The sequence below is a fragment of the Terribacillus aidingensis genome (assembly GCF_900215625.1).
Taxonomy (GTDB): domain Bacteria; phylum Bacillota; class Bacilli; order Bacillales; family Amphibacillaceae; genus Terribacillus; species Terribacillus aidingensis.
Map to the genome: position 1 here is coordinate 725,209 of NZ_OBEK01000001.1, position 26,802 is coordinate 752,010.

General features: G+C 43.1%; 16 protein-coding genes. 11 read left to right on the forward strand and 5 right to left on the reverse strand.

The features are described 5' to 3' along the window. From CRO17_RS03495 to CRO17_RS03505, 3 genes are all read left to right on the forward strand, one after another. Complete coding sequence (locus CRO17_RS03495; RefSeq protein ID WP_097039284.1) at window positions 1-1,545, forward strand: glycosyltransferase; 1,545 nt, start codon at window positions 1-3, stop codon at window positions 1,543-1,545. A 60-nt stretch (window positions 1,546-1,605) separates the two neighbouring features. After that, window positions 1,606-3,153: a glycosyltransferase gene (locus CRO17_RS03500; RefSeq protein ID WP_097039286.1), complete on the forward strand. Its 1,548-nt coding sequence runs from the start codon at window positions 1,606-1,608 to the stop codon at window positions 3,151-3,153. Between the two features lie 150 nt (window positions 3,154-3,303). Beyond that, the gene (locus CRO17_RS03505) at window positions 3,304-4,029 is read left to right on the forward strand and encodes a WecB/TagA/CpsF family glycosyltransferase (RefSeq protein WP_245864584.1); all 726 of its coding nucleotides are present in this window, start codon (window positions 3,304-3,306) and stop codon (window positions 4,027-4,029) included. A gap of 36 nt (window positions 4,030-4,065) precedes the next feature. On the opposite strand, the gene tagH is transcribed toward CRO17_RS03505, so the two are convergent. From tagH to CRO17_RS03520, 3 genes are all read right to left on the reverse strand, one after another. Next, window positions 4,066-4,854: a teichoic acids export ABC transporter ATP-binding subunit TagH gene (gene tagH / locus CRO17_RS03510; RefSeq protein ID WP_097039288.1), complete on the reverse strand. Its 789-nt coding sequence runs from the start codon at window positions 4,852-4,854 to the stop codon at window positions 4,066-4,068. 16 nt (window positions 4,855-4,870) lie between these two features. Beyond that, the gene (locus CRO17_RS03515) at window positions 4,871-5,704 is read right to left on the reverse strand and encodes an ABC transporter permease (RefSeq protein ID WP_097039290.1); all 834 of its coding nucleotides are present in this window, start codon (window positions 5,702-5,704) and stop codon (window positions 4,871-4,873) included. 157 nt (window positions 5,705-5,861) lie between these two features. Continuing rightward, the gene (locus CRO17_RS03520) at window positions 5,862-7,229 is read right to left on the reverse strand and encodes an LCP family protein (RefSeq protein ID WP_097039292.1); all 1,368 of its coding nucleotides are present in this window, start codon (window positions 7,227-7,229) and stop codon (window positions 5,862-5,864) included. Between the two features lie 246 nt (window positions 7,230-7,475). Here CRO17_RS03520 and CRO17_RS03525 point away from each other — a divergent pair, with 246 nt between their 5' ends. The 3 genes from CRO17_RS03525 to CRO17_RS03535 all read left to right on the forward strand — a co-directional run bounded on the left by CRO17_RS03525 (window position 7,476) and on the right by CRO17_RS03535 (window position 8,138). After that, complete coding sequence (locus CRO17_RS03525; protein ID WP_097039294.1) at window positions 7,476-7,703, forward strand: DUF1659 domain-containing protein; 228 nt, start codon at window positions 7,476-7,478, stop codon at window positions 7,701-7,703. Between the two features lie 27 nt (window positions 7,704-7,730). Beyond that, window positions 7,731-7,940, forward strand: a complete 210-nt coding sequence (locus tag CRO17_RS03530) for a DUF2922 domain-containing protein (RefSeq protein ID WP_097039296.1) — start codon at window positions 7,731-7,733, stop codon at window positions 7,938-7,940. 63 nt (window positions 7,941-8,003) lie between these two features. After that, window positions 8,004-8,138 carry a YvrJ family protein gene (locus CRO17_RS03535; protein WP_077307232.1) on the forward strand — a complete coding sequence of 45 codons (135 nt, stop codon included), beginning with the start codon at window positions 8,004-8,006 and terminating at the stop codon, window positions 8,136-8,138. 23 nt (window positions 8,139-8,161) lie between these two features. Here the strand turns inward: CRO17_RS03535 and CRO17_RS03540 are convergent, their stop codons facing one another. Beyond that, on the reverse strand, window positions 8,162-11,167 hold the full coding sequence (locus CRO17_RS03540; RefSeq protein ID WP_179636799.1) for a hybrid sensor histidine kinase/response regulator: 3,006 nt from the start codon (window positions 11,165-11,167) through the stop codon (window positions 8,162-8,164). A 20-nt stretch (window positions 11,168-11,187) separates the two neighbouring features. Further along, window positions 11,188-12,303 carry a response regulator gene (locus CRO17_RS03545; RefSeq protein WP_097039300.1) on the reverse strand — a complete coding sequence of 372 codons (1,116 nt, stop codon included), beginning with the start codon at window positions 12,301-12,303 and terminating at the stop codon, window positions 11,188-11,190. 224 nt (window positions 12,304-12,527) lie between these two features. Here CRO17_RS03545 and CRO17_RS03550 point away from each other — a divergent pair, with 224 nt between their 5' ends. From CRO17_RS03550 to CRO17_RS03570, 5 genes are all read left to right on the forward strand, one after another. Further along, window positions 12,528-21,065, forward strand: coding sequence for a SpaA isopeptide-forming pilin-related protein (locus CRO17_RS03550; RefSeq protein WP_097039302.1), 8,538 nt, complete (start codon window positions 12,528-12,530; stop codon window positions 21,063-21,065). A 1-nt stretch (window position 21,066) separates the two neighbouring features. Continuing rightward, entirely contained in the window at window positions 21,067-21,657 is a 591-nt protein-coding gene (locus tag CRO17_RS03555) for a class D sortase (protein ID WP_097039305.1), read from the forward strand. 351 nt (window positions 21,658-22,008) lie between these two features. Next, window positions 22,009-24,108, forward strand: a complete 2,100-nt coding sequence (locus CRO17_RS03560; protein WP_097039307.1) for a choice-of-anchor I family protein — start codon at window positions 22,009-22,011, stop codon at window positions 24,106-24,108. 109 nt (window positions 24,109-24,217) lie between these two features. Next, window positions 24,218-25,144 carry an AEC family transporter gene (locus tag CRO17_RS03565; protein WP_097039309.1) on the forward strand — a complete coding sequence of 309 codons (927 nt, stop codon included), beginning with the start codon at window positions 24,218-24,220 and terminating at the stop codon, window positions 25,142-25,144. Between the two features lie 351 nt (window positions 25,145-25,495). Continuing rightward, window positions 25,496-26,791, forward strand: coding sequence for a CitMHS family transporter (locus CRO17_RS03570; protein WP_097039311.1), 1,296 nt, complete (start codon window positions 25,496-25,498; stop codon window positions 26,789-26,791). Window positions 26,792-26,802 lie beyond the last annotated feature (11 nt).

The following is a 26,802-nucleotide window of genomic DNA, read 5'->3' on the forward strand; positions in this document are numbered from 1 at the left end:
ATGAAAACACCTGTATTTGTGTTTAACTCATTAAACGTTAAACGCGGTGGGTTAACAAAAGCGGTATTAAAGCGTGCCAACCTCTTGGTCAACTATTGTCCGGAGGTTGTCTTCTTTACACTTGCGTATCAACAAGACCATCTGAATATTATTGAAAAGCTATATGAGTCCGGACAAATGGACAGACGTATTAAAGTAAGGAACTTTTACACAGATATGCTCGGTGTGGAGCACGTAAAGGAGCCGACTGTTATGCCGGTGGAGTTGGAAGGCTACAGTCATATTCTTGATAAGAAGAGTAATTTACCTGCGTATCGTTACTATAACAATGGATTATATGAGCAATATCGACGTTTTCAAGAAGACGGTTCCTTAAAATTAATTGATTATATGGATGAAAGCCGTACAAGGCAGCGCAGGGAAGAATATTTGCGTAATAACCGCCTAATTAGAGTAAGTCATATGGACATCACAAATAACAAAGCAAAGCTGCATCGCTATTACCACACAGATGGCACTTGTAAAATCGCGGTTTGGCTGGACGAACCTGATGTTGAAGGAAGAACAATCTTATTTGACGGGGAAGCTAAAGAATTTGCCAAGATTGATCACGCCTATGCATATTGGATTGAAAAAGCAGTGGCAGCTTATGAGTCACCAGTCTTGTTATCGGACTCCAGGAAGACTGATGAAACAGTTTTACAGGTCAAAGGCGATTTCGAGAAGATAGGGGTAGCACACAGCTCCCATATTGCAGCACCATATAAAGATGATTCAGATACGAAGGCCACCTGGCACACTTTCTTTGACGGAATGGATGATTTCAGCAAAGTTGTTGTCCTGACGGAACACCAGAAAAAGGACGTTATCTCCAGGTATCATATTGACTCTGAAAGACTGCAGGTTATTCCGCATGCAGCACCCGAAAACGTACAAGCTTCATATGAAAATGCAGATCCGCATCTTGCAGTTGCTCTTTCGCGGTACTCAGAAGAAAAAGCAGTAGATGAGGGCATACGTGCATTCCGTCACGTTGTGGATAAGCTGCCAGATGCACGTTACCTAATATATGGTTTTGGTCCGATGGAGTCGCAATTGAAGAAGCTTATCAACGAACTCGGATTGCAGGATAATGTGAAGCTTATGGGCTTCACTGATAATCCTTCGGCCGTCTATCAGTCTGCAGCTTGTTCCATTCTGACCTCCAATTATGAAGGTTTTGGCATGGTGCTGACAGAAAGCATGGCTGCAGGTACACCAGCTATTTCATACGATATAAAGTATGGACCAAGAGAAATTATCCGTGACGGTGTTGATGGCTTTATTGTAGAACCGGGAAATCAGAAATTACTTGCTGAAAAGATACTTTCAATTATGGAAGATCAACAGCTGCGTCAAAGTATGGCAGAAAGAGCAGTGGAAATATCTGATCGATACAGTGAAGAGAAATACAACCAATCCTGGATCGCTTTATTTAAAAATCAATCCGTACAAGCGAACAATAAGAAGAAATCTTTATTCGGTTTTATGAGAAAAGATAATTGAGACTACCGAGGCATTGTTACACGAGACAGCTAGAGAGTATCCCGATAGGAGGGAAATACAATGAAAACACCTATATTCGTCTTTAATTCACTAAACGTAGAGCGAGGCGGTCTAACGAAAGCGGTGATGAAACGAGCAAACTTACTCGTGAACCATTATGAGAAGGTTGTATTCTTCACACTGGCTTTTCAGCAAGACCATAAAAATATAATAGAAAAGCTGTATCAATCCGGACAGCTAGACAGAAGAGTAGAAGTAAGAAACTATTATACAGACTTGTTGCATGTGAAAAAGGTTGATAATCCGAAAAAAGCATCAGCAGAGGTTGATGGGATGCATGCAATAAAAGATAAGAAGAGCAAACAGCCTGCTTATCGCTATTATAAAGATGGGCTGTATAAAGAATACCGCCGTTTTAACGGAGATGGTTCTTTAAAACTGATTGATTATATGGATGATAGCAGAACACGTCTGCGCAGAGCAGAATATCTGCGGGATGGCCGTATAATCCGGACAAGCCATATGGACAAGCTTACGAATAAACCTAAACTGCATCGTTATTTGCTTGAAGATGGAAGATGCCGAATGACGGTTTGGGTCAATCCTTCTGGCAGTGAAGGCAGAGTCATTCTCTTCGGTAAGAAAGATGTGGAATATGATTCAATCAACCATGCATATGCGGCTTGGATTGATCAAGCTGCCCAGGACTATGCAGAGCCAGTGCTGCTGTCTGATTCCAGGAAGACGGATGAGACCGTTCTGCTTGTACAGACGGAGGCGGAAAAGATAGCTGTTGCACATAATAACCACTTTGAGTCTCCCTACGATGAATCGGCTAAGACGAAACGTACTTGGAAGCACTTCGTGGAAGGCATCAATTCCTTTGATCATGTAGTATTTCTTACACAAGAACAAGAAAAAGACATTGCCTCGCGTTATGATGTGACGACAAATGTGCATGTTATTCCGCATGCTGCACCGGAAACAGTTCCTGCACAGCAAGCATATCAGCCGAAGGTGGCGGTCACGCTTGCTCGCTTTGAAGGACAAAAACGTCTTGATGAAGGGATTGCTGCATTCAAGCATGTAGTCGAGGAAATTCCAGATGCTGAATATCATATCTATGGTTTCGGTCCTCTGGAAGATGAGCTGAAGAAGCAAATCAAGCAGCTTGGTTTAGAGAGGAATGTGAAACTATTAGGTTTCTCTTCAAATGCAGCAGCATCTTATCAATCAGCTGCTTGTACCATTCTCACGTCCGATTTTGAAGGCTTCGGTATGATTCTTACGGAAACACTTGCAGCTGGTACGCCAGCTGTTGCTTATGATATCAAGTACGGTCCAAAGGATATTATAAGAAATGACGTAGATGGTTATCTTGTCAAAAAAGGTGACCAAAAGGCTCTCGCTGACAAAGTGGTTGACATTATGCGTGATACGAAACTGCGTGATCGGTTATCGGAACGGGCTGTTGAAGTGACAGATCGATTTAGTGAAGAGAGCTTCCGCAAAGATTGGATAGAAATGTTTGGACAGACTTATACACCAGACGAAAACAACCAGCATAAAGAAAAGAAACGCTCGTTTTTCGGTTTCGGCCGTAAATAAACAGAAACAGCCGGTATATTACCGGCTGTTTTCTATTTGTGTAAATTCTATGTGAATAATTGTAAAGTTTTTATTTTCGTGGCATAATGGGTAAGTCTATCAAACGAAGATTCCAACCTGATGGTTTGATCTTGAAAGGTTGTTACAAGCGTGTCAAATCAAGAAATCGTAGAAATAATGGATATTCCTTTCAATAAATTAACAGAAAACGAACTATTGCAGCAACATCTTTATCCGCGTATAAATGCGAACAAACGAACATATATCGTGACAGCTAACCCTGAAATTGTCATGCAGACGAGAGTAGATGCAATATATAAAAAGAGCGTGAAGAGCGCTGACTATATTATCCCAGACGGAGCAGGCATCGTTAAAGCTTCAAAGATTCTCGGTAATCCAATTGAAGAGCGCGTGACAGGGTTTGATCTCATGTTTAAGCTGCTTAGCTACGCTGAGAAGCATAACTTGAGCTGCTACTTTCTTGGCGCACAGCAAGAGGCGAATGATCGGGCTGTAAGCCGTGTTCGTAATTCATACCCCGGTATTCGGATTGCGGGAAGTCATCATGGATATTTTAACAATGATGAAGAAATAGCAAAACAAGTTGCAGCAGCGAAACCCGATCTTATCTTTGTGGCAATGGGATTCCCAAGACAGGAAAACTTTATCGCCGCACATCTTCATCTGTTTGAAAAGGGTGTATTTATGGGAGTAGGCGGTGTGTTTGACATACTAGCTGGAGAAGTAAAACGAGCTCCAAGAGCATGGATTAAACTTAATTTGGAATGGCTTTATCGCTTAATTAAGCAGCCATTTCGCTGGAAACGAATTCTAAAAGCATTCGAGTTTATGTTCCGTATTATGATTCGAAAATAAAAAGATCGAAAGGCAATGACTGCCTTTCGATCTTTTTTAGTTAGCTGAGCCGGAAATAGCACGTTCACGGTATGCTTCTTTTTCTTGCTTCGACATCTTCTTAAATTCGTTTAAAAACTGATCGTACTTCGGAATTACCTCATCAATCGAGCCATACTCCCGCACCTGTCCATATTCCAGCCAAAGAATCTTATCGCAGAATTGTTTCATTTGTCCAAGAGAGTGACTGACAAAAACCATTGTCTTGCCTCGATCTTTGAATTCATGCATTTTAGCAAGACTTTTCTCAGCGAAAGCTTTGTCTCCAACAGAGAGAGCTTCATCAATGATTAAGATGTCAGGATCAATATTGACGGAAATAGAGAAACCAAGTCGCGATTTCATCCCGCTGGAATAATTCTTCACTGGCTGGTCAATAAACTTCTCCAGCTCGGCGAATTCGATAATCTTTGGTTCAAGCTCTGCAATTTCTTTCTTATTAAGCCCAAGCATGAGGCACTTCAGTTCGATGTTTTGTCTCCCTGTTAAGTCGCCTTTCAAACCGGCAGAAACAGCGATAAGCGCTGCTTCACCGTTTAAGGTAACGGAACCATTCGTTTCCGGAACAATACCTGCAATGATATTGGAAAGCGTGGATTTACCGGAGCCATTAATCCCGATAAATCCAACAACGTCCCCTTTTTCAGCTGTAAAGCTAACGTTACGCAAGGCATAAAAATCTTCCCCGTATTCTTTTGGGAAGATGATATCCTTAATGCGGTCAGAGCCTTTGCTATATAGTTTATATTTTTTACTTACATTTTCAACAATAATTGATTTATCCATAAAAATCCCTTTCTAATTAGAGAAAGTCGATAAAATGTCTTCTGAAACGGATATGAAGGGCAGAACCAATCATAAACAAGATCGCAGTAACAACCCAGAAATAAATCGTATATTCCCACGATTCAACGATGTACCAGCCATGCTGTCCCATTAAGGCTGCGCGATAGCCTTCTACAAGATAGTAAAGCGGATTTAGTTTCATAATTAACATCAAGAAATCAGGGAGTTTCTGTGAAATCCACAAAATTGGTGTTAAGTACAACACCATTCGTAGCGTTGCTTGCAGCAATAATTGAATATCTCGTATAAGCGTAGTTAAGGTTGTCATTAACAATACAAATGCATACGTAAATGCGAGCGTAGCTATAATAAAATATGGTAGCTGAATGATATAGATACTAATAGGATATCCCGTTATTTGCATAAGTACAATTGTCAAAACGACAAGAATTAAATGCGGATATAGTTTCGAAAAAATAGTGATATTCGGGATAACACTCATTGGAAAATTCATTTTTGACAGCAAGCGCAGTCTTGAATAAATCGATTTAGCACCTTGCGTTGCGGCCGGCTGGAAAAACATCCAAATAATTAAACCGGAAACAAGCCAAGGGAAAAATTGAAGATCTTTACCGCCAGATGGATTTGGTATTTGTCGTCCATCACCGCCGCTTATCAAATAACCAAAAACAAGCCAATAAATCGCAATTTGAATGAGCGGACTGATAATCTCCCAAGCCAATCCAAGATAGTTAGCACTATTGTTATTTCTTAATTCATAAAGTGAAATGCGTCGAATGAGATTAAAATGCTTGAGTTGTTCTTTTAGAACAGTAATTGCTGATTTCATAAAAGCGTCCTTCCTGCTAGGATGTTCTTTTTGTTCAGACCTCTTAAATTATACTAGCAACAATGCTAGAAAACAATTTTATTTTACATTGCCTTTACATTTGAAGCTGACGGACAAAAGGAACTGCCACCCAGAATGAGGTGGCAGTTTTATTAGTTTATGGGGTTGTCGTGCTTTCTGACGTGCCATATGGTTGACTCGTGCTATCGTAAGAACTGGAAGAGTCAGTGCTGTCATAAGTTGAGCCGGTTTCGGTGCTGCTCTCTGTGTACCCAGCAGACCCATTGGTTTCGGAGGAGTCGGTAGTGCCTGTACTGCCATAAGTCGAGTTGGTTTCTGTACTGCTCTCCGTATATTCATCAGAACTGCTGCTTCCAGTAGAGTCGGTCGTACCAGTACTGTCATAAGTTGAATCAGTTTCTGTGCTGCTCTCCGTGTATCCAGCAGAACCGTTGCTTCCAGTAGAGTCAGTCGTCCCTGTACTGTCATAAACACCGCTGCTGTCCGTTTCGACGCTATCTGTGTCTATTTCTGCCGATAAACCAAGATGTTCCCGCAGCTCTTTCTGTGCATCAGCTAGAGATGTCGGGTCGACTTGGTAATACCAAATGCCATCGGAGAGCTTGCCGCCAGTACCATCAAGATTCAGCGTATTAATTGTCAATTCGTTACTTGTCCCATATGAGATAAAGCTCTTAATTTGATCGAATGTTAAGCTCGTTGTTAGGTTGTCCCCAACATCTTGAATTAAATCATCATATTTAAAGATAGAACTTGCCGAGGAGGCTTTGCTGATCATTGCTTTAATGATCTCCTGCTGACGTTTTCCGCGTTCGATGTCATTGTCGTAGTGGCGGGTACGTGCAAGCGCGAGTGCTTCTTCGCCATTGAGTTCCTGTAATCCTTCCTCTAAGTGGATGGCATTTTTCTGGTCTTTTGAGTTTTGCTCGTACAGCTCATAAGGTACTTCTACTTCAATTCCGCCAAGTGTATCAATGATGTCCATAAAGGCATTGAAGTTAATTTCGGCATAATAATCGACCGGAACATTAAGGAAGTTTTCTACTGTTTCAACGCTGGCTTGTGCGCCGCCATAAGCGTGTGCATGCGTGATTTTCGTCTTTCTGTCCACTTCTGGGACGTACACGTACGAGTCGCGCGGAATGCTTAGCAAGTCTACACTATGCTCATCTTTGTTGAAGGTAGCCAGAATCATGGCGTCCGAACGAGCATTAGACTGATCTCTTGTGTCGCTGTCGTCCACTCCCATAAATAAAATCGAAACATTATCTTCAACAGGGTCGACTGCTGCGTCACGTAAGTTGGATTTTTCCCGAGCATCGGCGACATGCGATTTTTCAATGGCATTGGCAGCAGAATTGTACAAGTGTGTCGCATAAGCTGCGCCGCCAGCTCCCAGAATTAAAATCGGGAGGAGTATGAGCATTAGAATTCGCTTTTTTTTGAGTTTCTTCTTTACTTTTCGCCTGGGAGGCTGAGATTGATAGGGTGACCTTCTTGACATAATTAAGCTCCTTTATTGAATGTATCTGTATATTTATTCGTTTTCTGTTATTGGAAAATGGTGCCTAAAGTCATATACGCTATCCCTTATTGTACTATGAAAGCCAATCGACGTAAAATTACTATTAGATTACAAGCAGAGCCTGCCCTCATGCGGATTCTGCAGCTATTCCAGTCATTTTTCTAAACTTTTTCCACACTTTTTTATCGGGATTGCCGATTATAGGGGTGAAAGGAGGCGAGAGACATGGCAGTTACATCATCCCATACGAAAACGCGACTCAGCATCGTGCTAAACGATGGAGTAGATGCGGAAACAGGCAAAGACAAATATAAAACAAAATCTTTTAACAACGTTCGTTTGGATGCAACACCAGAGGAGCTGTACGCATTCACTGGGGCTTTAGTGCCGCTGCAGCAGCGTGAATTGTATACAGTTGAGAAAAACGATCAATCCACTTTGCGTAATACGTAATTCGACAAATGAAGGAGGCAGGAAAGTATGAAGAAACTGGACTTGCAGTTTTTGAATGAGATGGGCAGAACGGTAACAATCAGCTTAGAGCAGCCGGTAGAACCAGCGGATGAAGCACTCATCAATGAGGCAATGGACACGATTTTAGCCCAAAATGTCATCACATCAAGCGGTGGGTTATTGGTTTCGAAAAAGGGCGCCCGCATCGTTGATCGCACTGTCCAAGAAATATTCTGATACGAAGGGGTGCAGCTTTTGGAAGCTGCACCCCTTTTCTAATAAGGAGAGGAGGCGGTTCTGATGGAACCATGGCTTGCAATCATAAAAGAATTTGGCTTTCCGGCGGCAGTGACCTTTTATCTGATGCACCGGATTGAAAATAAATTAAATACGCTGATTGCTTCCATCCACAGTTTACCGGAGAAATTGAAATGAAGAGAAGACCAGCTTCCCTGCAATCAGGGCTGCTGGTCTTCGTTGTTTTTTCTAGGTATCGGAAGGCGAATTTGAATCGTTGTGCCTGCCCCTTCCTCACTGCATACTAGCAATCCAGCTCCATTCATTTTTTGCAGACGTGTATGTGTATTAAGCAAGCCAATACTATCTTTTTGTTCACTGGCTACAGATAAATGCTGCAGTTTAGCAGAAGGTATTCCAACGCCGTCGTCTTTAATGAAGATAACCGCTGTTGAATTCTCTTTAAAAATCTCGATGAAAATGGTGCCTCCATCCTCTTTTGTTTGCAGTCCATGAATTACGGCGTTTTCCACTAAAGGCTGCAGCGTGAGAGGAGGAATACGGAATTGCACATGTCGATCGATATGCCACTTCACTTGAAGTCGTCTGCCAAAACGTTCTTGCTGGATATACAGATAGGAGCGGACTAAGTCCAGTTCTTCTTCTAATGGAATACAGCTGGATATATTCTTTCCATTAAAGCTGGACTGCAAGTAATTGCCGAATTCCTGAATCAGTCGCAGCATACGGTCTGTATCAATTGTGCTTAATGACGCGATTGTATTTAACGTATTAAAAAGGAAGTGCGGATGAATCTGGGCTTGCAGCCATGCCGCTTCCATACGCAAGCGATCTTCGATGGAGCCTTTTAGCTCCAACAAGGAGTTGATTCGAGTCTTCAGTTCTAACATGTCAATCGGTTTGGTAACGTACTCATTGGCACCAGCACGAAAACCTGCATACGCATCCGTCGCTTGAGAGCGAGCTGTGAGCAGTAAAATTGGCAATTCTGTCAGACTGTATGTTTGCCGAACGATTTCTGTCAATCGGAAACCAGACATCTTTGGCATCATCACATCAATGATCAGCAGATCATACTGTTCTTTTGTTAAGCACTCCAAAAATGCTGTTGGAGAGGAAACCGTGTGAATATGATAGCCATTTGGTTCCAATGCTTGTTTTAAGACCATCAAGTTAACCGCATCATCATCTATTGCTAAAATACGGCGGCCAGCTGTTCTTGCTAAATCTGGTTCTATTCTTTCTGCAGCCGCAGAGGCAGCTTCCTCATAGGCCGTCCTACTGGAGGTAGAGCTGACTGTCTGATCAGCCGCCAATGGCAGAGACAATGTAAAGACAGAACCTTTATTTAACTCGGATTCGACGGTCAGAGTTCCGCCATGCATTTCAGCCAGCTGTTTACTAATACCGAGACCAAGACCGATGCCTTCACTCTCCGAAATTACATTATCTCCCTTTTCATAAGGAATAAAAATACGTGCTTGCTTATGCTTATCTATCCCAATTCCCGTATCAATCACTTTTACATAAAGCTGTTTCTCATCCGCTGAGACAACCAAACGAATGCTGCCTTCTGGTGTAAATTTTAAGGCATTGTGAAGCATATTAGTCACAATTTGTGTAACACGGTGTTCGTCAGCATAAACACAAGGAAGTGACTCTGGCATGTCTACATGAATCTCCACGTGTTTTTCCTCAGCCATGAAACGAAGCATGTCTACAGTTCCAATAAGAAGAGGCTCAATTTGCATAGCTGCAGGTACTAGACGCAGCTGATTTTGCTTCATCTGGGTTACATCAATTAAATCATTCAAAAGATAAGACATCTTCCGGCTGATTGTCTGAATCAGCTGCAGCTTGTATTTGCTTTGTTTGTTCAGCTTACTTTCCTGGTCGATTACACTTTGGGCCATGTTCATCATTCCATGAAGCGGTGTTCGCAACTCATGCGACGTGTTCGCCAGGAACTGGTCTTTCCGCTTTTGTTCCAATTCCAGTTGTTCAATATATCGTTCGTTTTCTGTTTCTGTCTGGAAAAAACGGATGAACCAAAAGCTGCAGAAACAAACGAAAGCAACGGTAATATCGAATGGATAGAAGCCGCTTTTAATTGCTGCTTGCAATGCGTTATCAATGAAAGGAAGGTTTGCGACAAAAACGCTCCAAGCTACGTGTGAGACAGCGGCAGCACCTGCTAGAAACAGAGGCAGCGCTCTTTCCCCGGTAGTAATAACCGTTCGGAGCAGAATCCAGCATACAATGGAGAAAGCGATCACTAAAGAAATACCGATACCGAGCACATATCGTACAAGATCGATTGGTGCCGAAAGGATATAGACTAGGTAAGCCGCATACAACAAAGAAAGTATGCGGAATGGCCACTTGTTTGCCGCGTTCGTGAACGTGACTACGGCAAACAGCAAAAAGAAGAAACTCAACCCAATATAACTAAAATAGACAATCCGCACATGCCAGTTGTGAGACAAATTGATTACATATCCGAATGCATTGTAATCAGAAGCAACAACAGCTATACCGGTCAATAGAACAGCAATGGAGAAATATAACGTGCCTATTTTCTTTGGTCTCATCAAATAAAGGACAAAGGCATAGACAGCATGGATAAACAGAATTGCACCAACAAAAAATTGGACACCTGCAGCTAAAAATGTTTCTTTCTGGATTTGCTTGCTGGAACCAAATTTTGTATCAATCATTGCTTTCGCATGGTCATTTCCATGAAATGCATGGAACCGCACATGCAGCCGTATATATCCGTCTTTATCTGCTTCCAAATCGGTAATAGCGATAGGAGTAGCGGGTCCTTGATGGAAATTGGGTGTTTGATAGACGAGCTTGTCATTAGCAAACACTGTAACGTCAGCGTAAAGTGCCCGTATGGAGAGGGCGTATTGTGCTGCGCTGTCTCCTGTTTGTATGGCTAATTCATAAGCACCGATTGCACGCGATTCCATGTATGCTGGGAGCTGGCCATATGTGCCGGAAGCTCCCGCATCTGTTATTTTCCAATCGCCATTCAATTCAATTGAATGGCTGGTGGAGAAATCAATTTTTCGTGCATCCAACTGTCCTTCTGCTGCCGTCGGCTGTATGGCCGGTGTCTGAAAGTGATACCAGACAAATCTGCCCAAAGTCAGCAGGATGGCAAAAGATAAAATAATGAGCAGCTTTGTTCTCCTTCTCATATTATTCCTCCTGTATGCTGCTACATATGCTGCATTCTCCATGATTCATACCATTCTGTTATGTCTGAATCGGGATTGACTCCGTATTCCTCGGCCAGCATGATTTTTAGTCGTTCATATTGATTCATTACTTCACCGCACTCCCCTAATGCACTATACAGATGCAATATGCGGTGATAACTATGTGAAATATACGGGAAATGTGCTTGCATGATTAAGTATAGAGAAAGCGCATCCTCAATCATCTGCAGTTCCTCGAGACATTTTCCTGTTTGAGCAGCGGTCTTATACCAGGACTCCCGTAAATATCTTTGTTTCGTTTCCGCCCATTCATAACCCTCGGTAGCGAAGTAATCGCCTTTGTACTCTCGCAGAAATGCTTGGTAGCTAGGCAGAGAATCCTGCTGCAAAGGCGGCAATTGATGCAATTGATTCTCCCATACTTCTGCATCAATTTTTGTATCTCCTATATGAAGCTGGTAGCACTGATCCTTGCTGGTTAAGGACAAAGAAGGCAGCGATGCGGCTAATGTTTTCCGGATTACATAGATGGTGGAATACAGCTGGGTAGTTGATTTAACTAGTTCCGACTCTCCCCAAAATTCATCGATAAGAATATCCTTACGCACAGGCTTTCCTGCATGATGAAGCAAATAACAGAATATTTCTTTTGCCTTGGACGTCCGCCAGTGGACAGGTATCGACGCGTTATTCTGAATGAACTGTAAAGTAGGCATGCACATAATTTGAATAGGTGCCTCGGATGTATTTTCGTTTATTTCATCCTGTCGCAACCGTTGGATTGTTTTGATTAATCTATCTTTTTGTATCGGCTTCACAATATAATCCAGCGCATTTAACTCGAATGCTTGAACAGCGTATTCATGAAACCCCGTTACAAAGACAATCGGAAGGTCCGGTTTCACTTCTTGTATCGTGGATGCCAGCTCGACACCATTTACTGCGCCAATCTTTATATCTAAAAAAAGCAGCTCTGGCTGCTTCTCTATAATTTTTTTTGTTAGTCCCCGCGTGGAGTCATAAGCACCAACAATCGTAAAGTCCCCAATGCTATGTAACTGTGATTCTAAAAATTGCAGTGCCAGCGGCTCATCATCAACTAACATCACTTTCATAATCAAGCCTCCCGCATGTAGTTTTCCTAGCTGTATTATAACAATTTTTACTATATAAGCGTCCTAATTTTGGAAGATTTTTTGCCGTTCGACAATCTTTGCAGGTCTATTTCCGTGCATTTCTGGATAAAATGTACAGTTTTTGTTCAGAAAGCTTTGCTAATGTGAGGAAAGCTTTGAGTTCAGGATTCAAAGACTAGAAAAGCGCAAAGGAGAACGATGCAGTGAAGAAAAAAATTTCTGTAATGTTGCTGATTATGATTCTGCTTATGCAAACGGTGTTATCCGGTTCGCTCGGAACAGCTCAGGTTTTTGCAGAAGGAACAGATGCTGAGCCATTTCAAGCAGAAATTGAGTTGACTGATCATGAGGACAGCAAGAACAGTCCAGATCACCGCGCAGACAGAGATGCGAAACTGAAACTGAAAGTGAATTGGAACAAAACCCAGCACACATCAGATGAAGATACATACCAGATTACATTGCCAGAACAGCTGGATTTTGAGACAGTGGATTCTTCCATTCTAGTAAATGAAGCGAACAAAGAAGTAGGAAGGTATAGCCTGAAGGATGGCGTTTTATCTTTCCAATTTACGAATGAGGAGCAAGAACCTGCTAAAGGTACAGTAGAAATTCCATTTAGCAGCAATCAAGCAGTACAAGAAAGCGAAGAAGATCAAGTAGAACTAACTTTCGTTGTCGGAAGTAACGTGCAGCTTGTGCCATTTTATTTGACGGTACCAGCTGAGAAAGAGCAAACGCCAACGGAACCAGCAACGGAAGAAGAACAAACAGAAGAAACACCTGCAGATGATGTATCGGCAGAAAAACCTGCTGATCCAGAACAAACAGGTGAAGAGAATACAGCGGGAGGAAAACCAGTTGATGGTGAACCTCCAACGGGAGAAGAAGAACAACCAGTTGATGAGACAGAAGAAATAAAAGAGCCTGCGAAAGAAGAAACACCTAAAGCAGGAGAAGAGAAAACTGACGAGGTAACAGAAGCGAAAAAAGAAGAAACAGATGAAGAGAAAGCAGAAGAACTAGCACCAGAAGAGGCGGAACGCAAAACTGGTGAAATTGAAGAAAACATCATTACAAGTATTGTCTTGAAAGACGAAGATGGGAATATCATTGATGCCAATGAAAACCCCGATAACCAGCCAGCATTAGGAGAAGCAGTCACGATTGATATGGAATGGGCATTGCAAAATGGCCATTCATATGGGGAAGGGTCCACATTTACCTTCAACCTGCCGGATTACTTCAAACTTCATAATGATGTTGACGGTCAGCTAGTATTTGGAAACGATAGTGTCGGGTCTTATATCATGAAAATGGATGGCACGGTCGTGATGACTTTCAATGACAACATCAGTAAGCTGTCCAATGTAAAAGGGACACTGCATTTGTGGACAGAATTCAAGGAAGAGATTGAGGGAAGTGTTGAACAGGAAATTATCTTTAACATAAAAGAAGAAGATGTGGAAGTCATTCCTGTAAAATTTGCACCGAAGCCAGGTAATGCAATTGATAAAGCCGGCAAAACCGACCGCGGCTATAATGCCAAAGAAATTACATGGACGGTAGATTTCAATAAACAGTTGGAGTCAATTGAGGATGCAGTGCTGAATGATCCGCTTCAAGAAAACCAGCAGCTGCAGCCGGATACCATTAAGGTGTATAAACTCGACGTCCAGCTTGATGGAACGGTTAAGCAAGGAGAACTTGTAGATCCATCCAATTACCAGGTGCAAGAAGAACCATTCAGCATTCATTTTGGCCAGCTGAAAGATGCTTATCGCGTTGAATTTACATCAGACATTACGGACGCGGAAGGCACTAGCTATTCAAACACTGCTGTACTAACAGGTTCCAATATAGAGGACTTGTCTGCTCAAGCTTCTGTTGGCGTTACCCGCGGCAAGCCGCTGGAGAAGCGCAGCACCCATTATGATGCAGCAAAGCAGATTATTACTTGGGAAGTGAAATACAACTATAACGAAAAAACGATCCAGCAGCAGGATGCTCTGTTGACTGATTTGTTTGATGAAAGTCAGTCGTTGATTTCTGACTCTGTGAAAGTAGAAAGAATTACGATTGGAGAGAACGGAGAAGAAGTTAATGCAGAAGAGGTTCATAACTATCTTGTAGAAGATGCGCCAGCCGCTGATAAAAAGCACGGCTTCCAACTTCAATTTAGAGAAGACATTCAAAACGCCTATAAGATTACGTATCAAACGAAAGCAGATGGACGCGTATTAGATGACGGTAATATCAACAATACCGTAACAACTGGGGATTACGAAGAGGGCGCAGATCGGGGAGTCAGTCAGCAAGTGCTGTCCAAGGGTGTTCCTAACGTAAACTACCAGAACAAAACAAGTAACTGGGTTATTGACTTTAATAAAGATTCACATGTAATGAAAAATGTGGTCATTACGGACACGTATCCAAATAAGGGACTTACGATGCAAGAGGATACGTTTAAAATCGTGGATACTGCCAGCGGCACCGTGTTATCCAAAGGGGAAGATTATGAACTAACCGTAACACCAGATGGATTTACAGTTAAATTCAACAATCAGATTGAGACACCTTATAAAATCACGTATACAACTGATTTTGATTATGACAGCTTAGGAGAACAGAAAGTATTTAAAAATAATGTACTGCTAGACTGGACGGACGAATGGAACAAGGAGCAGACAAAAGAAGCTTCCGCACAATTTAGTCCGGATAACTATACAAAAAATAACGGCTTCAAGAATGGGTCTTACAATGCTGTAACGAAAGAAATTACATGGAATGTCGGTGTCAATTACGACTTAAAAGATTTAAAGAACATCATCGTAACCGACTATATCCAAGGCCAGCAAAACCTTGTAGAAGGCTCGCTAAAAGTGTATGACATGGAGCTTTTCGGCTGGTGGGATGGCGTTAAAAAGGGTGAAACGCCATTAGAAGAAGGAAAAGATTATGTTGTTGAGACGGTTGCCAATGAAAAAGGTGAGCCCGGATTCAAAGTGAGATTCTTAGAAGACAGCAACAAACCATACTGGATTGAATACAAGACCAGTCTTGCTGGAGAATTGATCGAGAACCGCTACAATAACACTGCAACGCTGACAAGCGATGGTCTGGAGCCTATCAACTTGGATGCACATGTTTCCGTTCATAATGGGGGCAGCTATAACGTAAAAAGTGGGTCTCAAAACGGGAATGTAATTAATTGGAAGATTGATATTAATAAAGGGCAATCCCATGTGACCGAAGCAAAAATAACAGATGAACAGCAAGCAAACCAAATACTGTTAGAAGACAGCTTCAAGCTTTACGCTACGAATGTTGCAGAAAATGGCAACCTTACAAAAGGAGAAGAAGTTTCAAAAGAAGACTACAAGCTGGATATTCAGACTGCTGAAGATGGAAGCCAAACGTTCGTATTATCTTTCCTAAAAGATATCGATCGTGCTTACATGTTGGAATACCAATCGTATATCAATGCAGCAAATGGTGAATCTATCAGCAATAAAGCTACTTTCTCAGGCAAGAATATTACAACGGAACAAGTAGAGTCAGGTAAGACTATTATTGTACGTAAGAGCGGAGGCAGTGGTTCTGGATCAGGCGAATACGGCAGTTTGGAAGTTTCCAAAGTGGATGCAGCTACAGGTGATCCGCTAGCGGGTGCAACCTTCACGTTGTACGATAGCGCAGGTGAAATTGCAATTCGCAGTGTGACAACAGGCGAAGATGGCAAAGCCGTTTTCAAAAACCTTTTATACGATGACTATCTGTTAAAAGAAGATAAAGCGCCAGAAGGTTATGTAGTAGGTATCCAGGATACACAAAAAGTAACCGTAGACGGCGAATCCAAAGTTACGATTGAAAATAAAGAAATGACGCGCGATGCACAAATAACGAAAAAAGATGCTGAAACAGGCAAACCTATCGCAGGTGCTGTATTTGAACTTCAGCAGCAAATCGATGGAGAATGGCAGCAAAGCCAAAAAGATCTCACAACAAATGAAGACGGAATTATTTCTGTCAAAGATTTGGAGGCTGGCGAATATCGCTGGATTGAAACAGCAGCACCAGATTTGTATGAATTGAATGCAGATCCTGTGTATTTCAATATCCAGGAAAATCAAACGTGGGTGACGGAGGTTACCAAGGACAACACAATTAAAAGAGGCAGCGTTAAACTGCAAAAGACAGATCAGGCGGGCGATCCGCTGCAAGGTGCAGTCTTTGCGGTAAAAGATGCTGATGGAAACGCAGTAAGAGAAGGCATCACAAGCGACGAGAATGGTTTGGTAGAAGTGACAGACCTTCGTCCAGGCACCTATACAATCGTCGAAACAAAAGCACCAGAATTTTATCAGCTAGATCAAACAGTGCATAAGTTTACAATTGATCCAAATAAGGAAGCGCAAGTCGATTTAGGTACGATTGAAAACAAATTAATAACGGGCAGCATTAAACTAACCAAAGTGGATGCTAATCAGAAAGAGAGTCTACTGGAAGGCGCAGTCTTTGAACTGCAAACAGCAGACGGAGAGACACTACGAGAAGGCCTGACAACCAATGCTGCAGGTGTACTGCTAGTTGACCAGCTAGCACCGGGCAACTACCAACTTGTTGAAACAGCGGCACCAAACGGTTACCAAGTAGATGCTGCACCAATACAGTTTACGATTGAAAAAAGCAATGAAGAAAAAATTCAAGTAGAACGTGAAATCAGCAATAAGCTAACACCAGGAGAAGTAATCCTGACAAAAGTCGATGACAAGGACGGCACAGTCTTGGCTGAAGCAGAATTTGCGCTTTATCATGAGAATGGTGACCTAGTTAAAGAAGGTCTTAAAACAGATGCAGACGGTAAACTGATTGTTGCTGACTTGCATCCAGGTAAATATTATTTCCAAGAAACAAAAGCACCAGCAAATTATGAGCTGCATGATGAAAAACTTCCATTCACGATCGAACGCGGACAACTCGCTGCTGAAGAAGTAACAGCAACGAACACATTGACGCCAGGAGCAGTCTCGTTGGTTAAGACGGACGAAGATGATGACAGCGTGAAGCTGGCTGGAGCAGAGTTCAAGCTGCTGGATGCGAAAGGTGACGTAGTAAAAGAGAAACTGGTTACAAATGAAGCAGGGCAAATTGTAGTGGAGGATTTAGCTCCAGGAACGTACACCTTTGTAGAAACAAAAGCACCTGAACACTATCAGCTTGACGACACGCCAATAGAAGTAACAGTGGAAAAAGGACAGAAGGCAGCAGCTGTCGTGACAGCGACAAATGCGCTCATCCCAGGAAGTGTTGTTTTAGAGAAAGTGGACAGCGCTGATCACAGCATCAAACTGGAAGGAGCAGTCTTCCAGCTTGTAAACAGCAAAGGCGACGTTATCGAGAAAGAATTGAAAACTGGCAATGACGGACGCATTGTAGTAGAAAATCTGAAGCCAGGCAACTATCAATTTATTGAAGTAACAGCTCCAAAAGATTACGAATTAGACAAAGAACCAATTAACTTTACGGTAGACAAGAGTCAGAAAGAAGCACTTGTCATCCAGCAGACAAACACGTTAACGCCAGGTTCAGCGGAACTGAAGAAAGTGAACAAACACAATTCAGAAGAAGCTTTAGCGGGTGCAGTGTACGTGCTGAAGGATGCAGCAGGCACTATCGTAAGAGACAATCTGATTACAGATGAAGATGGCAAAATAGCTGTAAAAGATTTGGCGCCAGGTACGTATCAATTTGAAGAGGTAAAAGCACCAGAACACTTTGTTTTGGATAGCACACCAATTATAGTCGAAGTGGCGCGCAGCCAGGAAAAAACAGTGGCTGTAACAGCGACGAATGAATTAAAACGAGGCGCTGCAGAAATTAAGAAGGTTGGAGAAGATGACACAGCGAAAGGCTTGGAAGGAGCAGAATACGAGCTTCGCACACCTGACGGGGTAACCGTTGAGTCTGGCAAGACAGATGAAACAGGAACTCTTCGTTTTAACAATCTGCTGCCAGGTGAGTATGTGATCGTGGAAACGAAAGCACCTTTCGGCTATGACGTGGATAGTACACCGATTCCAGTTACAGTAGAACGCAGCCAAAAAGAAACAGTAACAAAACAGCAAGTCGACGAACTGACAACAGGATCTATTCTATTGAAGAAAGTCGACAGTGAAGAAAACACAATTGGCTTAACAGGAGCAGAATTTACGCTGCAAGATGAGAACGGAAAAGTTCTTCAAACCGGTTTAACAACAAACGAAGCTGGTGAGCTGGCAATCGCAAACTTGAAGCCAGGCGATTATCAGCTAGTAGAAACAAAAGCACCAGCAGATTACGTGCTGAATGACACGCCAATCATCTTTACAATTGACAAAGGACAGCAAGTGATTTCGACAGTGGAAGTGGAAAATACACTTACACCAGGTGCTGTATCCTTGATTAAAGTAGACAAAGACAATGAAGGTGTGCCGCTGGCAGGAGCGGAATACAAATTAGTCGATGCAGCAGGTACAACGATACAAGAAAAGCTGGTTACCGATTTGGATGGTCGCATTATCGTTTCGAACCTGGCACCAGGAAAGTATCAATTCATCGAAACAAAAGCACCAGAAAACTATGTGCTAGATGAAACACCAATTGACGTTGAAGTAACGCGCAGTCAAAAGGAAGCAGCTATTGTGCGTGCCGAGAATGAGCTGATTCCGGGAAGTGTCGTTTTGGAGAAGAAAGATAGTGTGGATGAAACAATCACACTAGCAGGCGCTGTATTCAAACTAGTAGACAGTAAAGGCAACACGGTTGAAGAAAAGCTGACAACAGATGAGAACGGCAGAATTGTTGTTGAAGACCTGAAACCAGGAGCCTATCAGTTTATCGAAACACAAGCACCAGCCGATTATGTGCTCAACGAAAAGCCAATCGACTTTGAAATTAGCAAGAACCAGCAAGAGCAGCTCGTTGTGTCTGCAGCAAACAAACTAATTCCAGGTAGTGTGGAATTAACGAAAATCAATGGGCATGATAGTGGAGAGAAGCTGGCAGGAGCTGTTTTCGAACTGCAAGATCAGGATGGCAAAGTAATCCAAGCAGACTTGAAGACAGACGAATCAGGCAGCATTACGGTTGATAATCTGGCACCAGGAAACTATCAATTTGTTGAGACCGCAGCACCGGCAGACTTTGTAACAGATCAAACACCAATCCGGTTTGTAATTGAAAGAAGTCAGCAAGAAAAAGTAACACTTACAGCGGAAAATGATCTGAAAAAAGGATCTTTGGAAATTGTTAAGCTCGACAGCGCCGATGAGAAGCTAGGCCTTGAAGGAGCTTCATTCGACTTACTGACAGCTGAAGGAGAAAAGGTTGCGTCTGGTACAACAAATAAAGAAGGAAAACTTGTTTTCAAAGATCTAGTTCCAGGCAACTATCTAATCAAAGAAACAAAAGCTCCATTTGGCTACGATCTAGACCCGGCAGCAAAACCAGTAACAATTGAACGCAGCCAGCAAGAAACAGCAGTCGTCCAGCTTCAAAACGAGCTTTCTACGGGAGCAGTTCAGTTGAAGAAAGTCGACAGCGTGGATAACAATGTGAAACTTGCAAATGCAGTCTTCCGTTTAGTAGACGGCAACGGTGACACATTGCAAGAAGGATTAACAACGAACAGTGATGGTCTGCTGACCATTACCGACTTGAAACCAGGTAACTACCAGTTAATCGAAACAAGCGCACCAGAGAATTATGTGCTGGATAACACACCAATTGCTATCACGATTGAAAAAGGACAGCAAACAGCCCTTACTGTCACTGCAGAAAATACACTGCAGCCAGGTATCGTATCACTGATTAAGGTAGACAAAGACAATCCGGAGATTCATCTGGAAAATGCAGAATTTAAATTGTTAGATGAGAAAGGAAATACAGTAAAAGAGCAGCTGCACACAGATGGAGAAGGGCGTATTATCGTGGAAGATTTAGCTCCAGGCTCTTACACATTTGTGGAAACAAAAGCACCAGCAGGGTATGAGTTGGATGACAAAGCTATTAACGTCACGGTAGAAAAAGGGCAAAAAGAAGCTGCAGTAGTGACAGCTGTTAATGAACTGACAACAGGAAGTGTCGTACTTGAAAAAGTCGATGCAGACAACGATGAACAGAAATTGAAAGGTGCAGTATTCAAGCTGGTTAATGCTAAAGGTGACGTAGTAAATGAAAAGCTCATCACAGATGAGCAAGGTCAGATTAAGGTTGATGGCTTGAAGCCAGGAAACTATCAGTTTATCGAAACAAAAGCGCCAGCTGGCTACCAACTAGATGATACACCGATCATGTTTACCATTGAGACAGCACAAAAAGAGCCAGCAGTCGTCACGGCAACGAACGTGTTAGAGCCGGCTCCAGATAAACCGGAAGAACCAAAAGAACCAGAGCAGCCAACAAACAGTGAAACACCAAAAGATCCGGAGCAGCCTGTAAACAACGAAACACCTACTGGTACAGTTACAGAAAATCCGACGTCAGGACCATCTGTAACACCTGCTGCAGGTATAACACCGAGCAGCGGAACAAACGCTCGTCCGGCAGCGAATAACCAGCAAGGATTGCCTGCTAGCTTGCCGCAAACAGGAGAACAGCTGCTTTCCATGCTTTGGTTGGCTGGTATCCTTTCTGTCGGTATAGGCGGAACATTCATTTGGAATGCTTTCCGTACGCAGACAGTCAGAAAGAGGAAGTAAGATGAAAAAAGGAAAACTGATCACAGGGATTGTCTTTTTGCTGATTGGAGTGGCACTTGTTGCCACTCCCCTCACCATGGAAAAGATGCATGCCAAAGAAGTGACGGAATTGGAGAAAGCTTTTGCGAGTATCGAGGCCGGTGACGCCCCTCAAGCAGAGGGGGAGAGCAGTAAGAAATGGTCAGAAGAAGAATTAAAAGAAACAATGAAGCTGGAAATTCCTTCGATTGATTTAGAGCAATACGTGCTCAATGAAACAACAGAAGACAATTTAGCTGTTGCCTTAACGCAAATCAAAACAGACCAAGACCCTGCGAAGGATAATTTCACCATCGCTGGTCATCGCGGCTACCGCGACGGTCGATTCTTCCGGCAGCTTCCTGACGTGAAGCCAGGAGCAGAAATTAAGCTGCAAGATCAAGATGCAACTTATGTTTACGAAGTGGACAGCGTAGAAATCGTCAACCCGGAAGCAGTCGACATTCTGGATAATAAAGACAAACCAGAAATTACGTTGGTTACTTGTACACTCTCTGGTCAGCAGCGGGTAGCAGTAACGGGGAAATTAACCGAAGTTGTTCAAAACAGTTAAACCATGATATTAACTAAGCAGTATGTTGGTTTATGGGATACAGGTTTCGTAAGCATTTTGATATGCAGGATTACTGCGTGTGTATTGGCCGCTTTGCTTTTTTCTGCATTAAGAAAGTTCGGGCTCAAGGTACACCAGCGATAATCAGTCTTTCCCGCTTGTCCTTCCGTGGGGTGGGGAGATGAGCGGATAGAGTGAGAGAATAACAGGAATAGCGACAAGGGATGCCATAAAATGGCATCCCTTTTTGTTTTCTCCTGCGATATTACAAGATATTTAGACAAAGTTAACAGTAACTTCAAGGCAGTTCGCTATGATGAGTTCTATACATAATACATAGAGGTGGCATTGATGAAAATGAATAGATGGAAGAAGATGACGGCCATGTCCCTGGCGGCAGCGACTTTGGCTATACCAGCTGCCGGGCATGCAGCAGATGATTTGAAAGTGTACAGCCAAGATCCCGGACAAGCGCTTCAGGTTGAGCAAATCGGCCGTTATACGAGTGGTGCAGCAGCTGGGGAAGGTGGTACGGAGATTGTAGCGTACGATGCAAACACGAAACGTGCTTTTTCTGTTAATGGCGCGGCTAAATCATTAGATATTCTTGATTTGAATGGATTAAAAGATGGGAAGTCAGAAATTCCGCTGTTAAAGCGTGTATCATTGGAGTCTTTTAACGTTAGTGCTTCTGATGTTACAAGCGTAGCCATTCATCCTGATGGCAGCTATATTGCGGTAGCTGTGCCGAGTCAAGTGAAAACAGACCCAGGGCATGTGGTGCTGCTTGATACAGACGGAAACACATTGGCTAGTGTAGAAGTGGGCGCTTTACCCGATATGGTAACGTTCACGCCGGACGGATCCAAGATACTTGCTGCTAATGAAGGAGAACCTTCCAGCGATTATACGGTCAATCCAGAAGGCTCTGTCAGCATTATCACTGTTGCCAATGGCACGGATAATTTATCAGCAGAAACCGCAAAATTTACTGATGACATAGTGGATCCTGATGTACGGAAAGTAAATCCGGATCCGGAAAACTCCTCTTATGCAGAGAACTTAGAGCCAGAATACATTACGGTTGATAAAAACAATCGTTATGCATATGTTGCAATCCAGGAAAGCAATGCAATTGCCAAGCTGGATCTAGAAACAAACAGTTTTACGACGGTAAAAAGCTTAGGGTATAAAGACTTCTCGCGAGAAGGGGCAGGACTTGATCCTTCCAATAAAGATGATGGTATTGCTATCGGCAATTGGCCAGTACTGAGCATGTACATGCCAGATGGAATGACAAGCTTCACTTCTGGCGGGAAGACCTACATTCTTACTGCCAACGAAGGAGACAGCCAGGATTGGGATGGCTTCTCAGAAGAAACGCGTGCAGCTGATTTGGCAGCAGAAGGTGCTTATCAATTGAATGCAGATCTTTACCAAGGTTATACGCAAGAGCAGCTGAATGCGCTTGTCCAAAACGGTTTGTTCGAAGACGAGCAGCTAGGCCGTCTCAAGACAAGCATTGTCGCTCCGAAAAACGAGGAAGGCAAGTACGAAGCAGTATACGCTTATGGCGGACGCGGTTTCTCAGTTTGGGATGCAGATTCCTTAGAGCAAGTGTACGATAGCGGCTCGGATTTTGAGCAGATCACAGCCGTCGCAATTCCTGACTATTTCAATACAACGAATGATGAAGATAAGCTGGACAACCGCAGTGACGATAAAGGGCCAGAGCCGGAGACCGTTATTACCGGTGATGTAGACGGCAAAAAGTATGCGTTTATCGGTTTGGAGCGTACAGGCGGCATCATGGCTTATGATGTATCGAATCCTACTAGTCCAACATTTGCTACTTATTTCACAAGCCGGAATTACCAAGGAGATGAAGCGGCAGTCGATAGCGCGAGCGGCGATGTCGCACCAGAAGGCCTGACATATATCGCAGGAGACGAAAGCCCGACAGGTCAGCCACTCCTTCTAGCAGCACATGAAGTGTCTGGTACAATTGTTGCTTATGCACTTGGCGAAGAGCCAGAAGTACAGCCAGATCCGGAGGAAGAGACAGAGCAGCCAGTAACAGAACCAAAGGACCCTGCTCAAGAGGATCCTAAGCCGGAAGACACGAAAGAAGAAACAGCAGAAACGCCTGAGCAGGCAGAGGAAGAAACAGCGAGTGAAGAACAAGTAGCTGGTGAGACCGAACAAAAGCCAGAACAAACAGAAGAAGTAAATACAGAGACAAATACGGAAACGACGACCGACGAGACAGAAGCAGCTGAGCAAGAGACTGTGCCAACAGCTGCGGCAGCAACAGATGCAGGGGAAGATCCGCAAGGACAGCACCTGCCGAACACTAGTACAAATGTGTTCAACTGGATGCTAGCGGGAGCTGGCGCTATTGCTGCAGGTGTTATATTCTTTGTAATCAACAAGCTTCGGAAACGTGCTTAATGCAAGTAGCCGCCATTTGGCGGCTGCTTTTTTAAAATGATTTTATAGAGATTTAAATAAGATAGCAGTATAATACAGATGAATCCGCTTTCAGAAGAGGAGGGGACTTATGGCTGTATTATCGCTTATTTTCTTGGAAGTAATCGCGCCTTTATTGCTGCTGCTTGGCGTTGGTGTCATCTTACAGCGAAAATTCTCATTACATCTGGGGACCTTGTCCAAGCTGCTGACATATTGCTTTCTGCCGGTGAACGGTTTTATCAATATGTATCAAAGCAGTATGCCGATAGCAGTGTTTGGGCAAATCATTTTATTTTTGCTCATCTTTACGATGTTTTCCATCAGCTTCACAGAGATCACAAGCAGGCTGCTGAAACTGGATCGCGGGATTGCAGCCACTTATAAAAATAGTGTGGTACTGATGAACTCTGGCAACTACGGTATTCCTGTTAGTCAGCTTGTATTCCAATCAAATCCGCTCGGCGTATCCATCCAGCTTATTGTTATGGTATTTCAAAATCTGCTCACCTTTACATACGGGCTTTATAATATGGTGAGCGTCAAAAGCCAGGGCAATGCCATTTTAAAGGAACTCATTCGCCTGCCAATGATCTATGCGATTATCTTGGGAGTGCTTTGTGCAGCGTTACATGTTAAGATTCCCAATCTTCTTTGGAATCCGATCCAATCAATCGCAGATGCTTTCCTGGCCGTCGCTTTGATTACGCTGGGTGCGCAAGTTGCACAGATCAAGCTGGTAAAACCGCATGTAGTGCTTTATTTAAGTACAGCTTCCCGTCTACTTATTGGACCGTCTGCCGCATTGGGAATCATTTTTCTGCTAGGACTTGATGGGACAGTCGCGCAGTCACTGTTTATCGCCAGTTCATTCCCTACTTCCCGTAATAGCTCGATATTTGCACTGGAATATAACAATAATCCCGACTTAGCAGCACAGACAGTTCTCGTAACAACAATCATTAGCAGTATCACAGTTACTATTGTCGTATACGTGGCGGGAGTTTTGTTTGGGTGACAAATATTTTAATAGAGGAACAAAATATTTGTAAGGTAACAACTAATAGGTTTTATTAAAAGATGATAATGAGGAGGGTACAATAGTATAACTTATTTAATATGAATGAGTTATACTGTACAAGCTGATTAGGAAGCTGAAAACAAATATACATAGGTGGTTATACCTGTTTTTTAAAGGGAGATTACTGGAATGGAGCCATTGTGTCTCACTGGCCCTTTTTCTTACTTAAAAAAGTAATAAAACTATTGAAATTATTTTTGAAAGCGCATACAATAGATGTAACATAGTATACATGGCTGCTTAGGGTTTGGGGGAAGTGTTACAGGAGACGATGAGGGGGATTTGAGCATGTTAGCAATAATGGGTTTTTTGATGGTTTTTCTATTCATGTACTTAATTATGACTAAAAAGCTTTCTGCGCTCATTGCGTTGATGATCATTCCGGCTGTTTTTGCTGTTCTGACCGGGCATGCCGGTGACTTAGGGGAGATGTCACTGGAAGGGATTACAAGTTTAGCGCCAACAGGGATTATGTTATTATTCGCAATCCTATATTTCGGTATTATGATTGATGCTGGCTTGTTTGATCCAATTGTAAATCGCATTTTGAAAGCGGTTAAAGGGGACCCGACAAAAATTGTCATGGGTACAGCTGCCTTGGCGCTTGTTGTATCGCTCGATGGAGATGGAACGACAAGTTATATGATCACCGTGTCTGCATTCTTTCCATTGTATCAGCGTCTAAAGATTAATCCGCTCATTTTACCAGCTATTGCCGTTATGAGTGTAAGTTTAACGAACATGGTGCCTTGGGGCGGGCCGACTGCGCGGGCGGCAGCGGCACTTAATGTAGACGTTGGCGATGTATTCGTACCGCTTATTCCGACGATGATCGGCGGAGCAATCTGGATTTTCTTCACGGCTTTCATTATGGGCCGCAGAGAAAAGAAACGTCTTGGTGTTGTGACATTTGATGATGCCGAACAGCGCACACTGCAGCAGCAAGCTGCCACAGTAGATGCCTCCTTGAAGCGTCCGAGACTTTTGTGGGTCAACTTTGCGCTTACAGTTTTGCTAATGTTCGGACTAATTAAGGGGATTATGCCGCTTCCCGTATTGTTCATGCTTGCCTTCGCTGTGGCAATTACAATCAACTATCCTAACTTGAAGCAGCAGAAAGAACGGATTGCGGATCATGCGGGGAACGTCCTGGCAGTTGTGTCACTTGTATTCGCAGCAGGTATCTTTACCGGGATTTTGTCGGGTACAAAAATGGTCGATGCGATGGCGAACAGCCTCATCTCGGTTATTCCGGATGCATGGGGCCCAGCTTTCAGTATCATCGTAGCTGTTACGAGTCTTCCATTCACCTTCTTTATGTCCAATGACGCTTATTACTTCGGTGTTCTGCCAATTCTAGCAGAAGCGGCAGCCAGCTACGGTTTCTCAGCTACAGAGATAGCGCGTGCTTCCTTGCTTGGGCAGCCTGTCCACTTGCTGAGCCCGCTTGTTCCGGCTACATACTTACTGGTCGGAATGTCGAAAGTTGACTTCGGAGAATTCCAGCGCTTCACCATTTTGTGGGCGACCGGAACCGCATTTGCCGTCATCGCAGTAGCGATTGTTACAGGTATCATATTTTAAACAGCAAAAAA

Bases quoted from the DNA above. Each gene is read 5' to 3' on its own strand.
- CRO17_RS03530 (WP_097039296.1), top strand. From the start codon at position 7,731: ATGAAGAAACTGGACTTGCAGTTTTTGAATGAGATGGGCAGAACGGTA.
- CRO17_RS03540 (WP_179636799.1), bottom strand. From the start codon at position 11,167: ATGAGAAGGAGAACAAAGCTGCTCATTATTTTATCTTTTGCCATCCTG.
- CRO17_RS03525 (WP_097039294.1), top strand. From the start codon at position 7,476: ATGGCAGTTACATCATCCCATACGAAAACGCGACTCAGCATCGTGCTA.
- CRO17_RS03545 (WP_097039300.1), bottom strand. From the start codon at position 12,303: ATGAAAGTGATGTTAGTTGATGATGAGCCGCTGGCACTGCAATTTTTA.
- CRO17_RS03565 (WP_097039309.1), top strand. From the start codon at position 24,218: ATGGCTGTATTATCGCTTATTTTCTTGGAAGTAATCGCGCCTTTATTG.
- CRO17_RS03500 (WP_097039286.1), top strand. From the start codon at position 1,606: ATGAAAACACCTATATTCGTCTTTAATTCACTAAACGTAGAGCGAGGC.
- CRO17_RS03520 (WP_097039292.1), bottom strand. From the start codon at position 7,229: ATGTCAAGAAGGTCACCCTATCAATCTCAGCCTCCCAGGCGAAAAGTA.
- CRO17_RS03535 (WP_077307232.1), top strand. From the start codon at position 8,004: ATGGAACCATGGCTTGCAATCATAAAAGAATTTGGCTTTCCGGCGGCA.
- CRO17_RS03515 (WP_097039290.1), bottom strand. From the start codon at position 5,704: ATGAAATCAGCAATTACTGTTCTAAAAGAACAACTCAAGCATTTTAAT.
- CRO17_RS03560 (WP_097039307.1), top strand. From the start codon at position 22,009: ATGAAAATGAATAGATGGAAGAAGATGACGGCCATGTCCCTGGCGGCA.
- CRO17_RS03555 (WP_097039305.1), top strand. From the start codon at position 21,067: ATGAAAAAAGGAAAACTGATCACAGGGATTGTCTTTTTGCTGATTGGA.
- CRO17_RS03570 (WP_097039311.1), top strand. From the start codon at position 25,496: ATGTTAGCAATAATGGGTTTTTTGATGGTTTTTCTATTCATGTACTTA.
- CRO17_RS03495 (WP_097039284.1), top strand. From the start codon at position 1: ATGAAAACACCTGTATTTGTGTTTAACTCATTAAACGTTAAACGCGGT.
- tagH (WP_097039288.1), bottom strand. From the start codon at position 4,854: ATGGATAAATCAATTATTGTTGAAAATGTAAGTAAAAAATATAAACTA.